18 protein-coding genes are annotated in these 15,508 nt (G+C 41.7%); 15 read left to right on the forward strand and 3 right to left on the reverse strand.

Annotation, left to right across the window (positions count from 1 at the left end; genetic code table 11):
* The first annotated feature begins 115 nt into the window (after positions 1–115).
* The 13 genes from ACFQ1G_RS04400 (at position 116) to ACFQ1G_RS04460 (ending at position 10,528) form a co-directional block, all read left to right on the forward strand.
* Positions 116–790 (forward strand): hypothetical protein, encoded by a 675-nt coding sequence (locus ACFQ1G_RS04400; protein ID WP_380737059.1) that lies wholly within the window; start codon positions 116–118, stop codon positions 788–790.
* A 114-nt stretch (positions 791–904) separates the two neighbouring features.
* A complete protein-coding gene (locus tag ACFQ1G_RS04405; protein ID WP_380737060.1) occupies positions 905–1,858 on the forward strand; it encodes a calcium/sodium antiporter in 954 nt (317 codons plus the stop codon).
* 107 nt (positions 1,859–1,965) lie between these two features.
* Complete coding sequence (locus ACFQ1G_RS04410; protein ID WP_380737061.1) at positions 1,966–2,448, forward strand: hypothetical protein; 483 nt, start codon at positions 1,966–1,968, stop codon at positions 2,446–2,448.
* Positions 2,449–2,470: 22 nt separating this feature from the next.
* Entirely contained in the window at positions 2,471–2,875 is a 405-nt protein-coding gene (locus tag ACFQ1G_RS04415) for a hypothetical protein (RefSeq protein ID WP_380737062.1), read from the forward strand.
* A gap of 247 nt (positions 2,876–3,122) precedes the next feature.
* Positions 3,123–3,626: an RNA polymerase sigma factor gene (locus ACFQ1G_RS04420; RefSeq protein ID WP_380737063.1), complete on the forward strand. Its 504-nt coding sequence runs from the start codon at positions 3,123–3,125 to the stop codon at positions 3,624–3,626.
* Positions 3,616–4,218 (forward strand): hypothetical protein, encoded by a 603-nt coding sequence (locus ACFQ1G_RS04425; RefSeq protein WP_380737064.1) that lies wholly within the window; start codon positions 3,616–3,618, stop codon positions 4,216–4,218. The genes ACFQ1G_RS04420 and ACFQ1G_RS04425 overlap by 11 nt, the downstream gene beginning before the upstream one ends.
* Before the next feature lie 237 nt (positions 4,219–4,455).
* Positions 4,456–5,454: a Gfo/Idh/MocA family protein gene (locus tag ACFQ1G_RS04430; protein ID WP_380737065.1), complete on the forward strand. Its 999-nt coding sequence runs from the start codon at positions 4,456–4,458 to the stop codon at positions 5,452–5,454.
* A 140-nt stretch (positions 5,455–5,594) separates the two neighbouring features.
* On the forward strand, positions 5,595–6,623 hold the full coding sequence (locus ACFQ1G_RS04435; RefSeq protein ID WP_380737066.1) for an SMP-30/gluconolactonase/LRE family protein: 1,029 nt from the start codon (positions 5,595–5,597) through the stop codon (positions 6,621–6,623).
* A 14-nt stretch (positions 6,624–6,637) separates the two neighbouring features.
* On the forward strand, positions 6,638–7,579 hold the full coding sequence (locus ACFQ1G_RS04440) for an aldo/keto reductase (RefSeq protein ID WP_380737067.1): 942 nt from the start codon (positions 6,638–6,640) through the stop codon (positions 7,577–7,579).
* 205 nt (positions 7,580–7,784) lie between these two features.
* Positions 7,785–8,780 (forward strand): potassium channel beta subunit family protein, encoded by a 996-nt coding sequence (locus ACFQ1G_RS04445; protein ID WP_380737068.1) that lies wholly within the window; start codon positions 7,785–7,787, stop codon positions 8,778–8,780.
* Positions 8,781–8,862: 82 nt separating this feature from the next.
* Positions 8,863–9,294 carry a GNAT family N-acetyltransferase gene (locus ACFQ1G_RS04450; protein WP_380737069.1) on the forward strand — a complete coding sequence of 144 codons (432 nt, stop codon included), beginning with the start codon at positions 8,863–8,865 and terminating at the stop codon, positions 9,292–9,294.
* On the forward strand, positions 9,227–9,841 hold the full coding sequence (locus ACFQ1G_RS04455; protein WP_380737070.1) for a GNAT family N-acetyltransferase: 615 nt from the start codon (positions 9,227–9,229) through the stop codon (positions 9,839–9,841). The genes ACFQ1G_RS04450 and ACFQ1G_RS04455 overlap by 68 nt, the downstream gene beginning before the upstream one ends.
* 210 nt (positions 9,842–10,051) lie before the next feature.
* Entirely contained in the window at positions 10,052–10,528 is a 477-nt protein-coding gene (locus ACFQ1G_RS04460) for a cupin domain-containing protein (RefSeq protein ID WP_380737071.1), read from the forward strand.
* Positions 10,529–10,734: 206 nt separating this feature from the next.
* Here the strand turns inward: ACFQ1G_RS04460 and ACFQ1G_RS04465 are convergent, their stop codons facing one another.
* From ACFQ1G_RS04465 to ACFQ1G_RS04475, 3 genes are all read right to left on the reverse strand, one after another.
* Entirely contained in the window at positions 10,735–10,923 is a 189-nt protein-coding gene (locus ACFQ1G_RS04465) for a hypothetical protein (protein WP_380737072.1), read from the reverse strand.
* A 111-nt stretch (positions 10,924–11,034) separates the two neighbouring features.
* Positions 11,035–12,267: an ammonium transporter gene (locus ACFQ1G_RS04470; protein WP_380737073.1), complete on the reverse strand. Its 1,233-nt coding sequence runs from the start codon at positions 12,265–12,267 to the stop codon at positions 11,035–11,037.
* A 2-nt stretch (positions 12,268–12,269) separates the two neighbouring features.
* Positions 12,270–12,608 carry a P-II family nitrogen regulator gene (locus ACFQ1G_RS04475; RefSeq protein WP_380737074.1) on the reverse strand — a complete coding sequence of 113 codons (339 nt, stop codon included), beginning with the start codon at positions 12,606–12,608 and terminating at the stop codon, positions 12,270–12,272.
* Between the two features lie 308 nt (positions 12,609–12,916).
* Between ACFQ1G_RS04475 and ACFQ1G_RS04480 the strand changes: the two genes are divergently transcribed.
* Positions 12,917–14,245, forward strand: a complete 1,329-nt coding sequence (locus ACFQ1G_RS04480) for a TolC family protein (RefSeq protein WP_380737075.1) — start codon at positions 12,917–12,919, stop codon at positions 14,243–14,245.
* A 29-nt stretch (positions 14,246–14,274) separates the two neighbouring features.
* Complete coding sequence (locus ACFQ1G_RS04485; RefSeq protein WP_380737076.1) at positions 14,275–15,357, forward strand: efflux RND transporter periplasmic adaptor subunit; 1,083 nt, start codon at positions 14,275–14,277, stop codon at positions 15,355–15,357.
* The last annotated feature ends 151 nt before the right edge of the window (positions 15,358–15,508 follow it).

The following is a 15,508-nucleotide window of genomic DNA, read 5'->3' on the forward strand; positions in this document are numbered from 1 at the left end:
AATCACGATTCTACAAAGAACCTTCCCGCTGCGGAAGGTTTTTTTATGGTTTCCCGTAATTACGTTAACATAATTTTAATAAGTTTACTGAGAAACCTCAAAAGAAAATAATTAGATGGCTATTAGAAATATAATTTTTCTGTTACTTTTCACCATAGTTAGTTTTAAAGGTCAAGCTCAAATAAAACCTATTTTATTTGGGGGAATTGACTATTATAGAGATAAAGGTTTTGAAGAAAATGCCTATGTAAATTTAAATATAGGAACACAATTATTTAAATGGCATTTTATTGCCCCAGAAATCGGATATGAGCATTATTACGGTTTGGTGAATGAGAACAATGAAATGAATCCAAATGACCCAAATGCCAGGGCTCCTTCTAAATTAAAGACAAGATTTTCTACCAATTCTCTATCATTGGCGCCAAAGTTAATTTTCGGGAACAATGAAGCTGCTTTGGTTCTAATCCCACAATACAATTTCGGAGAAATAAATGTTCGTGGGGATTTATTAAAAGATACCGGTAAACAATATGTGCTCGATGACCAGCAAAAGATTTCAGAATCTATTTCCTATTTGAGCATTGCTGCGGGGGTAGAAGGTCAATTTTTTGAGACCGAAGTTTTGCATTTTAGCCTTCTCTTAAAATATAATTTTTTGAATTCAGAGAAAACTTTGGAGAAAATTGAAATACCACAAAGCCGACTAAATTCTAACGGAGGAAGTGCAGAAGGTTTAGGTATTGGGTTTAGGGTATATTTTGATTTAATTGAATTATTGAAACAATAAAGGAATTCTTCCGGTATGCCGCTCTTTTTTGGTCCCTCATTTTAACTAAATTAATTATAAGACGATCTGATTTTGGATCTGAATTATATATACTTTTAGCACAAAATTTTTAAAATGATCCTATCGGGTTTACTTGTGATCCTTGGCTTTGCCGCTCTCATCTTCGGGGCTAACTGGATGGTGAACGGAGCTTCTGCTTTGGCAAAAAGATATAACGTTTCTGATCTTGCCATTGGTCTGACCATTGTGGCCTTTGGAACCTCAGCTCCGGAATTGATCGTAAACATCGTTGCTTCTCTTAAAGGCTATTCAGATATCGTACTAGGGAACATCATTGGAAGTAACAACTTCAACCTGTTCATCATTCTGGGGCTGGCAGGATTGATCTTTCCCATTAAGGTCCAAACCTCCACCGCCTGGAAGGAGATCCCTATTTCGCTGATCATTACCGTAATACTCATTTTCCTGATAAATGACCTCGTCTTTTCAGGACAGACCTCCTTCAGCAGGATAGAAGGGATATTCATGCTGGTACTTTTCGGGCTTTTCCTGTTCTATGTTTTTAAACAGCTGAAAAGTGATCCACAGGTCCAGACCGAAACATATGAGACCTCGACCGCGAAGATCTGGGGACTCATCGTCATAGGCCTTGCCGGGCTGGTGGTGGGCGGACAACTGGTGGTCCTTAACAGCGTCAGCATAGCCGACAACCTGGGGATAAGCGAAAAGATAATCGGACTCACCATAGTGGCGGCGGGAACTTCCTTACCTGAACTGGTAACTTCTGTGATCGCGGCGGCAAAAAAGAACAGTGATATCGCCATAGGTAACGTGATAGGATCGAACATTTTCAACATTCTCCTTATCCTCGGCATCAACGCGGTGATTAAGCCCATAGACTTTAACCCTAAATTCAATTTAGACCTGTACATCTTACTGGGGGGAACAATTTTCTTATTGATCGCTATGCTTACCGGCCAACGAAAGAAGCTGGACAGCTGGGAAGCGGCCATCCTTTTCGGATTTTATATCTTCTACACGATCTACCTGGTAAGCAAAGAGATCTAGGCCGATAATTTCCAGGCGAACCCTGTTCAAAAAGGCCATTTTTGATTAACTTAGGGATAAGCCTCCCAAAGTTTTTGAAAGTGCCTCCTGCGTAAAATTTTAAGGTCATGAAGAAGTTCATTCTCTTTCTAAGCTTAATGGCAGGTATCCCGCTAATGGCTCAAATTGAAACCGAAGTTCCCGATCTCTTCGTAAGGCTCTTTGACCTGCAAGGAAATAAGTTGGGAAAAGGCAAGGTCCTTTTGATCTCAGATACCTCTCTAACATTAAATAGGAAGGGCAGATCTATGGAATTTCCTATAAAAGAGATTGGTCTGGTGAAAACGAAACGCTCGGGAAAACATAATGTTCTTATAGCTACTGCGATCGGAGCTGTTATTGGAGGTATGGCCGGGGCTGCTTCTGCGGAACCTGATACCTGGTTTGGTTATACCTCTTCCGAAGGAGCATTTGGCGGGGCAGTTTTAGGAGGTGCTGCGGGAGCAGGGATCGGAGGGATCACGCTGCTTTTGAAAAATTCAAAAACGTACATCATCAATGGAGAGCCGTCGAACTGGAAAGCATTTAAAGATTCGATCTATCTACCCTGACAACCACATTACCCATCATAAAATGAGATCTGAGAAGTCCCTTTTAATATTCCTGGGAACAGTCCCTGCCGGTTTGAGCATTTTCGCCAGGCTTTCCACTTTCGGGTTCTTTTACCTTATTGGAATGATAACGGCCCTGTTCTTCGGGATTCTCCATCTAATCTTTTTAAATGACCTTCAACGGTATTTTAACCCTTCCAGGTCAACCCATCGGCTTATGGCCTGGGTCGGGGTTCTTAGCTTTCCGCTCATCTTCCTCTTCCAGTTCGACCTGGAGGAATACAAGGACAGCTTTTATGTCTATGAGTTCATTACAGGAGCACACAAGTCAAATTTTGAATTTTACGCCTTCTACATCGCCATATTTTCAGCCTTGGTCTACCTCGTTAATTTGATTTTTTGGAAGATCAAATTCAAACGGGCCTGACCTGCACCTTACAGCCGGTATGATCGAAAAATGTATATTTACCGAAATCAGGATCGAACTACCCGGTTCGAATTAACCCGTCGAACGAGTACTATAAGATACCCCTTGAAAACTTTGAAACCCCCGGGTCATAAGAGAAAAGATCCTTGAAAAGCTTATAGGTTAAAAACCCTTTTTCAGAAAAAAAATGTAGTTTCCTGTGATTTTTCACACATCTGTTACACTAATAAGGTGTAAACCAAACCGAATGACAGTAAAACAGGAATTCATTAAGCATGTAAAAGAGCACGAAGGCATTGTCTATAAAGTAGCTTCCGTCTATGCTGACGGCAAGGAGGACAGGCAGGACCTTTTCCAGGAGATCATTTACCAGCTATGGAGATCATATCCTACCTTTAAAGGCCATTCAAAGATCAGCACCTGGATGTACAGGGTCGCCCTGAACACCAGCATCACCCATTTAAAAAAGGAGAAAAGAAAGGACCAACAGGTACCTCTCGACCCTGAACTTCTCAATAGAATGGAAGACAGAGAAAACCTGGAGGAAGAACAGCTGGCCATCTTACATGCCCACATCAAAAAACTGAATCTTATTGAAAAAGGGATCATCCTTCTCTACCTTGAAGGCAGGAGCTATGTAGAGATCGCAGCGATCACCGGGTTTACCCAAACAAATATCGGCACGCGCCTCTCCCGCATCAAACAAAAACTAAAGGATCAAATCACTAAAGAACACAGCTATGGAATTTGAAGAAATGAAATCACTTTGGACAGACATGAGCCAAAAAGTGGAAAAACAACAATTATTAACCGATAAATTGATCATCAAAATGACAGAAGAAAGGTATACCAATAAGTTCAGAAAGATCTATGGCCTTGAAAGCCTGGGAGCGGTTACTTGTTTGGCAGGTGCATTTTACATCCTTCTCAACATCCAAAAACTTGATACGTGGTACCTCCTGACCTGCGGAATAATTTGCCTAGTCTTGCTGCTGGTGCTCCCTATGATAACCCTGAGGTCCATTAACAGAACCAAAAGCCTCAACATCTCCCAGAGAAATGTAAAGGAAACCCTAGTGAAGTTCTATAGAGCAAAAAATGAACTGCTGTTCACGCAGCGTCTAAACATGTACCTGGGCATACTGTTCGCTTTGGTCATCTTGCCGGTATTTTCAAAAATAATGAATGGGAAAGATCTCTTTATTGAGGAGAACATAAACGATCTCTGGCTGTTCATTCCAATCCTGTTAGCCTTTCTGTTCGTGATGGCGGCCTGGGTTTTCAGGGCCTATAAAAATATCACCACGTCGGCTGAAAACATTCTAAAAGAACTTGACACCTAAACTATGAAAAGCAATAATCGGCTTCTCTTCTAAAGTGGCATTTGAAATGCGGAATCATGGAATATCCATCAAATGTGTAATCAGGAATTTGATAAATTTTTATCTGTCATTAATTTGACCGGAAATACCTCAATGAATTTATTAATTATCTTCACCCAATAACCAGAGCTAAATCTTTCTACGATATTAACCATCGTTAAATTGAGTTGGCAAGCATAAAATACAACACGTAATCTTATGAAAAAAAAGGTCAATTGGGGGATCATAGGATTGGGAAAAATAGCAAATAAATTTGCTGAAGATTTACAACTTTCCAATACTGCCGTGCTTCATGCCGTAGCTTCCAGAAATGAAGAGAGAGCTAGAAATTTTGGAGAAAAACATAAGTCGGTTAAGTTTTATACGTCATATGAAGAGCTGGCAGATGACCCCGAGATAGATGTTATTTATGTTGCCACCCCCCACACTTTCCATTTTGAAAATACCATGATGTGTTTAAAAAAAGGAAAGGGGGTACTCTGCGAAAAGCCCATGGGAATAGATGTGCAGGAAGTGGAAATTATGGTCAGGGAAGCCAGGTCAAGGAATTTATTTCTAATGGAAGGCTTATGGACACGCTTTATGCCCTCCATTAATAAATTAATGGAGATCCTGGAGAATAAGGCGATAGGAGATATTTTATTTGTGCGCGCAGATTTCGGATTCAAAGCAGACGCACATCCCGAAGGCAGGCTATTTAATAAAAAATTAGGCGGTGGCTCTTTAATGGACCTGGGCATATACCCTGTTTATTTAAGTCTACTAGCCCTTGGAATTCCCCTTGACATAAAGTGTATGGCCCGCATGACCACCACGGAAGTTGATGCTACTTGCTCGATGCTATTAAATTATGAAAATGGAGCGAAAGCCATACTTGAATCCACCCTTGAAGCCGAAACTCCTTCTGAAGCCTACATTCATGGAAGTAAAGGATCTTTAAAGCTTCATAGCAGGTTTCACCAGGCTGAGAAAATCACCATTACTCAAAATGGAACCAAAGAAGTTTTCAACCTGGAATATGAAGGAAATGGATTTATTCATGAGATAGAGGAAGTAAATGATTGTCTTCTAAGAGGTGAAATTGAAAGTTCCAAACTGCCGTTAAAAACCAGCATCGAAGTTAGTCACCTGATTGACAGAATTAAAAAGGAAATTGGACTTGATTATAAAACAAAAATAGCGTCCCACAAGGCATAAAGAACGTTCAGGCTTAATAGAAGAATTAATATCACTAGCAGCTTTTGGGCTTAAAAGCATTATCTCAAAAGTATAAAATCAATAGATTCTCTGGCCTAAAGTTTCAGACGTAATTTATACTTTTATATAAATTTAAGATCATGTATATCCGTTCTACTTTTTTGATTGCCTTTTCGTTCATTTTTTTCCTTTCCTGTAAGCATAAAAATAATCCTGAAGACCCTGCAATTTCTAATGTAGACACCACAGTACAGGAATTAAAAATAGAAGTTTACGATTCAACAGCACTCGCTTTCCTTGATCCTAACACCAATTTTGAGGTTTTGGCCAAAGGATTTTACTGGAGCGAAGGCCCACTTTGGGTCGATGATTTACAGTCCGTAATTTTTTCTGATGTCCCCGCCAATAAGATATATAAGTGGAATGAAAAGGACAGTCTCAGCGTTTACCTCGAATCTGCCGGCCATTCGGGTACAGAGAACAAAAGTTCGGGCAGAGGTCCAAATGGTTTAATACTCGACTTAGAAGGCAAATTATTGATTTGCCAGCATGGCGACAGGCGTATTGCCCGCTTAGACGCAGATCTCAATAACCCTGAACCGCAATTTACTACGGTAGCTGACACGTATCAAGGAAAGCAATTCAACAGCCCCAACGATCTTGCGATTGACGAAGCAGGAATTATTTATTTTACAGATCCTCCTTATGGCCTGCCGGAAAATAAAACAGGTGAAATTGGAATGAACGGGGTGTTTAAAGTGAATCCTGAGAAAGAGGTTTCAGTACTGATAGATAGTCTAACCATGCCTAATGGAATTGGGTTATCTCTGGATCAGAAAACCCTGTACGTCAATCAGTCCAATCCCAAGAATCCGGTTTTATACAGTTACGAGGTTACCGGTGACGGTACTCTTGACAACGGAAAAGTATTATTTGATTTTCAAACTCTTTCTGAAGATAAAAACGGATTACCCGATGGTCTGAAAATTCACAAAAGCGGTAATATCTTTGCCACAGGTCCGGGTGGTGTTCACATTATAAGCCCGGAAGGAAAACATCTTGCGGCTATTTTCACAGGTAAATCCACGGCTAATTGCGCTTTTGACAAAAATCACGAATACCTGTATATGACCACAACGGACAGGTTGATGAGATTGAAATTGAAATAAACGAATCCCTAAACATGAAATACAACAAATACATCAGTAACGCTGTTCCTGTTTCTGAAATTGGACTGGGTGCATGGCAGTTGGGAGTTAACTCCGGGTGGCAAAGTATGTCTGAAAAAGATGCCATGAAACTGGTTGAAAGATCTTTAGAGTACGGCATCAATTTTTTTGATACCGCGCCAAATTATGGGTTGGGCACCGGTGAAGAAAGGTTGGGAAAGGCGCTAAAGAACGTTGATAGAAATACCATTGTGATCAACACAAAATTCGGGCATACAGATTCAGGTATTACTAACTATCACTCCAATTACATTAGGGAATCATTAGAAGGAAGTCTTAAAAGGTTACAGGTTGACTACGTTGATTCCCTCATTATTCATAATCCGCCCGCTCAGTACCTCGATGGTAACAAAAATGACCATTATGAGATCCTCGAACGCTTAATTGAGGAGGGAAAAATAAAAGCCTATGGAGCATCTTTAGATACTTCAGAAGAAATGAAGTTACTTATGAATACCACAAATGCCCAGGTGATTGAAGCATTTTTTAATATCCTGCACCAGGATACCTCTCAGGCATTTTCCATGGCAAAAGAAAAAGAAGTGGGAATAATCGCGAAGATCCCTCTCGATTCAGGATGGTTATCTGGCAAGTATACCGCTGAAAGTACATTTCAAGACATTAGAAGTCGCTGGTCGCGACAGGATATCCAAACCAGGGCTACGCTGGTAAACAGAATTAAGGAGATAACAAATTCAGAAAACAATCTTGCCCAAACGGCACTCGCGTTTTGTTTGGCATTTGATGCGGTTGCTACAGTTATACCCGGGAATGTAAATACTGCTCAATTAAAAAGTAATCTTGAAAGTATCAACAATCCTATTTCAGAGGAACTTGTTCAAGAATTAGAAGAATTTTACCGGGATGAAGTAAAAGATCTGAACTTGCCCTGGTAACATAAACTGAATAACGCCTTGCCTTATAGAATTAATTGAGATGGCTTATTCTTATCCCTGCCTGAAAAACCTTGGATATTGCCCGGAATGGTGTTTACTTGCAGGTGAAAGTAAGACCTCACCTTATAAAAATTAATTAAAGGCCGGTCAATGCTGAACGTGGCATTAAAAAAATTACTAAAACAACTTTTAAAAAACTGAAATAATGGAATATAGACGCTTAGGAAGATCCGGTTTAAAAGTCTCAGCTTTGTCTCTGGGGTCTTGGGTAACTTTTGGTAAGCAAGTGGAGATGGAAGATGCCAAAACCCTTTTAAAAACGGCTTATGATGCCGGGGTGAATTTCTTCGACAATGCCGAAGGCTATGAGGCCGGGGAATCTGAAAAAATTATGGGTGAGGCCATAAAAAGCCTTGGCCTTTCTCGAGATACATTTGCTGTTTCTTCAAAGGTATTTTGGGGAGGTGAGCATAAAATGCAGTTGGGGCTAAGTGCCAAGCATGTACGTGATGCCTGTGATCTGGCTTTAAAAAGACTTCAGGTAGAATACCTGGATCTGTACTATTGCCACAGACCGGATATTGACACCCCAATTGAAGAAACCGTGCGCGCCATGCATAACCTCGTTCTTCAGGGTAAGATCATCTATTGGGGTACCAGCGAATGGTCGGCTCAACAAATCACCCAGGCCCACGCAGTAGCCCAGGCGCATGGACTTACTCCGCCGGTGATGGAACAACCTCAGTATAATCTCTTGCATAGAGATAAGGTAGAATCTGAATTTTTGCCTTTATATGAAACTTACGGTCTGGGAACAACCACCTTTTCTCCGCTGGCCAGTGGAATCCTTACAGGGAAATACAATGATGGGATCCCGTCAGACAGCCGCTTGAACTTACCTGATTATCAATGGTTGAAAGACCTATGGACGAGTGAAGAGGGTAAACAAAAACTGGAAAAAGTTCGAAAATTAACCGGCTTATCGAAGGAGTTAGGTATAAGCATGCCGCATTTATCTCTCGCCTGGTGCTTAAAGAACCCACATGTTTCGGCAGTAATTTTAGGAGCTTCTCGATTGAGTCAGTTAGAGAATAATTTGAAAGCGCTTGATGTGGTGCGGCAATTAACTCCTGAAGTGATGGTAAAAATTGAAGCTATAGTCGATAACAAACCTGGCGCACCGGAACGATTTGGGCAGTAGGATCACTTTAAATATTGAAATTTCAGCCGACGGTTATTTACAGAAAGTAGATCATTTTTGAATAAAAAATTAAAACTAGCTAATGCCACAAAAACCTATTTTGGAGAATTTTAGCATTGTAAAAAGAAAAATAGAAGTCTGCGAATATCAATCGCTACGGCAAACCACCGGTTGGGGCTCTATAGAAAACGATGTGGTCGAAAAGGCCCTGGATAAAGACCTGTTTTCGGTCTGTGTTCTCGAAAGTGAACAAATTGTTGGAATGGGAAGAGTAATTGGAGACGGTGCCATTTATTTTTATATACAGGATGTCATTGTAGATCCCGGCTATCAAAATAAGGGAATCGGCAAACTCATAATGGAAAGCATTGAAGACTATCTGGCGAAAAACAGCAATAACAATTCCTTTATAGGTTTAATGGCTGCGGAAGGAGCAACTCAATTCTATGAGCAATTTGGTTACCAAAAACGCCCTGATGACCGACCTGGCATGTTCAAAGCAATTAAGAAATAAAAGTTCAAAAATAGCTGTACGAATTCAAATGAAAACCGGAAAATACGTCCTTAAAGAAATAGAGGCCTCAGACATTCATAAAATTCATATGGGATTATCTGACCCTGAGGTCACTCAATACTACGATGTCCACTTCCCTACCCTAGAAGATACCGAAGAGCAAATGCAGTGGTATGAAAATTTAAAAAGGGAAGGCACAGGGTGTTGGTGGGGAATTTATGACAAAGATGATAAATTCTATGGTGCAGGCGGATTTAATGGCCTGGACAAGGAACATAAAAAAGCTGAGGTCGGCCTGTGGCTGCTAAAGGAATATTGGGGTCAGGGGATCTTAAAGGAAGTGATGCCCATGCTTTTTGAAAAAGGCTTTAACGAACTCGGTTTGAACCGAATTGAAGGATATGTGGTGAGCGAGAATACCAAATGCAAAAATGCCCTGGAGAAGATCAATTTCACATACGAAGGCACTATGAGGGAATGCGAGATCAAAAATGGCAAAAAAATAAATGTGGACTTTTATTCCATCCTCAAAAGTGAATGGGAATAATCCCATTCACTTTTGCTTCAGCTTTACACTTTATTTGCTATCTTTAATAGAAGTAAAAAAGCCCTTTTTCCTCCCGCCTACCACTTAACCTCATATTAACCTTCGTTGGATAAAATATTCCTTCGTACCTCCCTCTATTTCTATTCATGTTTTGGTAATTAAATAAAACAACTGATATAGTTGTAAATTAATAACCTAAAATATGTACATATGAAAACTCAAGGTATTCTTTCTTTAAAAGCCATTCTAATTGGCCTTCTAGTATTGACAAGTGGAACTGTGGCAATGGCCCAAACAGATGAAATGGGAAATTCAAAAGTTGTTTCTCACGATGAAATGGCTTCTTTAAACTGGATGGCCTGCCCTGCGCCTTTAGATGTCGCCGGCTGTCATATAACCGTGCTTCATGGTGATCCCACAAAACCAAATTCAGATATTCTTTTCAAGCTTGAACCTGGAGCCTCGGTTCCAAGACACTGGCATACCTCGGCCGAACGAATGGTAATGATCTCAGGGGAAATGGAAGTAACCTATGACGGGGAAGAAACTCAGAGTTTTAAACCAGGTACTTATGCCTTTGGCCCTTCAAACAAACCCCATGTCGCGAAATGCAAGGAAGGCGGCGATCCGTGTGTGCTTTTTATCGGTTTTGAAGAGCCGGTAGATTCTTATGTAAAATCCGAATGAATTATTCTGATGATCTGGCGATATAAGCCGGAGAATTAATTTTTCAGAAAAATGGTACCTTCCGCAGCCATTATCTAAAAATAAGTATTCCATGCCTGGAATCATAGATATTAGTAAGACCATCTACCCTGGTATGCCGGTTTACAAGAGCCTGCCAAATTACTGAATTATACGATCGGCTTTTTTTTAGAAGGATTAAAACCTACTTAAAAGGGGTTAATTACCTGAAAATTCATCCCGGTATTCTGAACAGAATCGTTGTGCTGTACAGGAATTTCTTCAGATCGAATGTTACTATCAATAGACAAGTCAGGTTGGGCGAAAAAGAGAATAAAGAAAAGTGCAATGGGTAAAAAGCCGAGTAATCTTGATTGAAGTTCCATAGTTGGTCCCATATTTAGAAGATTGATTCTCTTAATAGACGCCTGGAAACCAATTATGTTACAAGCTGTTTCCGAAAAAAAGAGGCTGATACAGCCTCTTTTAAAATGGCAAATAACGATCTATTATGACTCAGAATAGGTGATATGAGTATAAGCGGAGGAGCCGTGTTCATGAGCATCCAGTCCCTCCTTCTCTACCTGTTCACTCACTCTTAGTTCTCCTGCCTGTTTTATAACATGAAAAATTCCGTAAGAGGTTAGAACAGAGAATAAACCTACTGCAGTAATCCCGGTAAGCTGAACCCCCAATTGGGCCCACCCGGCCATAGATCCAAAGAGTCCAACTGCCAGGGTACCCCAGATCCCGCAGGTAAGGTGAACTGACACCGCTCCTACCGGGTCATCCAGTTGCCACTTTTCGAGTAGAGCAACTGATAGCACTATGAGAATTCCCGAAACAGAGCCTATCAAAAAAGCATCCCAAATCCCCATAATATCGGCAGCTGCGGTAATTCCAACTAATCCTCCTAAAATTCCGTTCAATACCATGGAAAGATCGTTCGCTTTGTATTTAAGTCGGGTAAAGATAAAGGCACTCAGACCTCCCGCCGCGGCAGAGATACATGTGGTAACCAGAACCAGGGAGGTCTTCCCGGGATCTGCAGACAGGACCGAGCCTCCGTTGAACCCAAACCAGCCAAACCATAATAAGAAAGCGCCCACCGTTGACAATGGGATACTATGCCCCGGAATTACATGACTTACTTTATCACTGAATTTTCCAATTCTCGGGCCCAGTAAATATATTCCTACCAGAGCGGCCCAGCCTCCTACTGAATGTACCAAAGTAGAACCTGCGAAATCATAGAAACCTATAACATCTAGAAAGCCTCCCCCCCATTTCCACATTCCGGTGATGGGATATACAAGGCCCACATAAAGGATGGCGAAAGTGACGAAACCTGTGAGCTTTATTCTTTCTGCCACAGCCCCGGAAACTATGGTAGCCGCCGTTGCGGCGAACATCGCCTGGAAAAGGAAATCGGTGTAAAAAGTATAATTGCCATCCGCATAAGCAGCGGTAAGACCATTATCAGGTAGTAATAATCCGAAACCCGAAAACCCGAAAAATGATCCGGCGAACGCTGCGCCCGGGTACATCAAATTAAATCCAATTAGGGTATACGTTAAAAGACCAATAATAATGACCATTACATTCTTGAAAAGTATGTTCACGGTGTTCTTTGATCTGGTTAGCCCGATCTCCAGTAGGGAAAACCCCAGGTGCATGATAAAGACAAGGGCGATGCACAGCATCATCCACACATTGTTGATGGTAAAAGTGATTTCTTCCATAATTACAGCAGCGATTTAATTCCCGATTCCTTTGTGCGTATCCTGTACGCCTCATCAATAGTTGAAATGAATAATTTCCCGTCCCCTATCTTACCCGTGTAAGCAGCACTAAGCAAAACCTCCACTGTTAGATCCAGGTTATCTTCCTGTACCACCAAGGAAAGCATGCGACGGGGAATATCGGCCGTATTATAGGCTACCCCCCTGTAAACATGTCCCAGAGTCTCATTTCCGACCCCGGTAACATCCCAGTAAGTAAAAAATAGCACCCCTATTTCCTGAAGGGCCCGTTTTACTTCGGAAAATTTTTCGGTCCTGATAATCGCTTCTATTTTTTTCATAATTCTGAATTTTCAGAAATAAAAGTATATAAAATTAATTTACACCCCCTAAAAAAGAGGGGTTAAAAATTAATATTTACGACATTATTAAATTACACCCCCTATTTTTAATAGGTTAATTTCTTTTGTTTAAAATATTGAGAAATGTACATCGGGACCTTTGGGGTCTTTAAAGGTGTTTACTAAAAACTTCCGCGAAGAGCTTCAGAAAAAACAGGACCAATTTGCCTGAATTTTAACGTTTGGTAACAAAGGTTACTGACTACAGCCCATTCTGAGGGTACTTTTGCTCCATCAAAAATTATAAAATGAAGAAGAAAACAACTCTATTATTTATTCCGGTATTACTTTTCAGCTGGCTGCTTTCCGCACAGGAAACGGTAAGCATCAGTAAACGTGAAGTAAAGCAACGAGTGCAGGAGAACAACAGCAGCCTTCAGATTTCTCAACAGGAGTTTCTGGCAGCCCGTGCGCAGTACCGGCAAACCAACGCTGTATTCTTGCCTAACATAAGTGTCTCTCATACCGGGATGACCACCAATAATCCATTAATGGCCTTCGGAAGCAAGCTCAACCAGGAGGTGATCTCGCAAAGCGATTTCGATCCTGCCCGCTTGAACGACCCTGACCGAACCGACAATTTTGCCACAAAGATCGAAGTGCAACAGCCTTTGATCAACCTGGACGGATTCTATCAGCGGTCAGCCGCCAAAAACAAGATGGAGGCGACACAATTAAAGCGTGAGCGCACCGGAGATCACATGCAGCTGGAAACAGAAAAAGCCTATATGCAATTGCAACTCGCGCATAAAGCGGTGGAGGTTCTTGAACAGGCCCTTGAAACTGCCCAGGCTAACCTGAAACTGGCGAATGACAATTTTAAACAAGGTTATCTTCAAAGATCTGACTTGTTAGCTGTGGAAGTCCGCGTTACCGAGGTAAACAATCAACTTCAGTACGCTAAAAGTAATGTGAAGAACGCCAGTGACTACCTCATGTTCCTAATGGGAGATTCCATAGACGTGGTTTTGATCCCTAAAGACTCCCTGCAGGTTCAAGTGGCCGCAGTGAATAAAGGTCAGCTACCAATGGAACGTGCAGATATACAGGCCATGCAACTGGCTTCCCAGGCACGCAAACAAATGTATAAGGCCGATAAAATGTCTTTTTTACCCCGTCTTAATGCCTTCGGAAGTTATGAGCTGTATGATGATGAACTTTTCCAGGGAGATGCTACCGGGTATATGGCAGGAGTCGCCTTGACATGGGACATCTTTGACGGAAGTAAGCGCATTGGAAAGACCCAGCAATCAAAAGCAGAATTTAAACAAGCTCAACTCCAATATGAACAACACGTACATAAGAGTCAGCTGGAATTGAACCAGGCTAAACGTGCCTTACAGGATGCGGAAAATAAGTTGAAGCTTACCCGTCTGGCAATGGAACAGTCAGAAGAAGCCCTAAGAATAAGAAACAACAGGTACGAACAGGGACTTGAAAAGACCACCGACCTGTTAATGGCCGAGACGCAATTTTCAGAGAAGAGACTGGAATATTACCAGACCGTATATGAATACAATTACGCTTTGGAATATCTGAAGTTCCTTACCCAGAACCAAAGCACTACTGAGCAATAAGATAGATAAAAATCACCAAACTATAGAAAATGAAAAGAACAATATACACTTTAGCAATAGCCGGGTTAATCCTTTTTACGACCGCTTGTGGTAATGATGATAAAAAGCAGGTGGCTGACAAAGGACCGGCGGTAGAAGTGCAGGTAGAAACACCAGCGGCGGCTGGAGAGCGTTTTTTGACCGCCAGCGGAAAGATCGATGCCGTGAACAGCGCTAACCTCAGCACCCGTATGATGGGTTTCATTGAGGACATTCATGTGAATGTAGGCGATAAAGTGAACAAAGGCCGGTTATTGATCTCTATCAACAACACCGACCTGCAGGCCAAACGCGCCCAGGTAAATGCGGGGATAACCGAAGCTGAAGCCGCTTACAACAATGCCAAAAAAGACTATGAACGTTTTAAGGCACTTTACGAGGAACAATCTGCTTCCCAAAAGGAAATGGATGACCAAACGGCCCGTTTTGAAATGGCTAAAGCCAGGCTTGAAGCCGCTAAGCAGATGAAGAACGAAGTGAACTCACAGTTTGCATATGTGAACATCAGAGCTCCTTTTAGCGGAGTGATCACCAATAAGTTCGCTGAAGAAGGCACTATGGCCAATCCCGGCCAACCCTTATTAGCGATTGAAGCCCCAGGTAAATTTGAAGTTATGGCCCGTGTACCAGAATCTGAGATCTCAAGGATCAAAACCGGAACGAAGGTAGACGTGATCATCAAATCTATTGATAAAACTGTGGAAGGAACCGTGACCGAGGTTAGTACATCTGCCAGAAATACAGGTGGACAATACATGGTAAAAGTTGCTCTGGAAGATACTGAAGCTGAAGTGCTTTCCGGAATGTACGCTACCGTTAGATTCCCGATCGAAAAGAAAGAAACCACTACCAAAGCTGTCATGATCCCAAAAGAGGCGATCATCACCCGCGGTGACCTGAAAGGAGTTTATACTGTGAGCGCCCAGAATACCGCTATGCTACGATGGCTGCGTTTAGGAAGAACTTACGGAGACCGTGTGGAAGTTCTTAGCGGACTTTCTCCTGAAGAAGCTTACATAGTTTCTGCGGAAGGTAAATTATTCAACGGGGCAAAAGTGACTGTAAAAGAGTAATACCTTTTTCACAGCGCGTGAGCCTGCCTGCCGGTAGGCAGGGGATAGAGGCAGCTACCCCGCCTGACTATTCGGGCAGGCGTGTAGCGCCGAAAGCCCGGCCGAAGCTCTGAAGGAGCGAAGGACACGCCCAAAGAAAAAAGGTACAAAC

Source organism: Salinimicrobium gaetbulicola, from assembly GCF_042676025.1.
GTDB lineage: Bacteria > Bacteroidota > Bacteroidia > Flavobacteriales > Flavobacteriaceae > Salinimicrobium > Salinimicrobium gaetbulicola.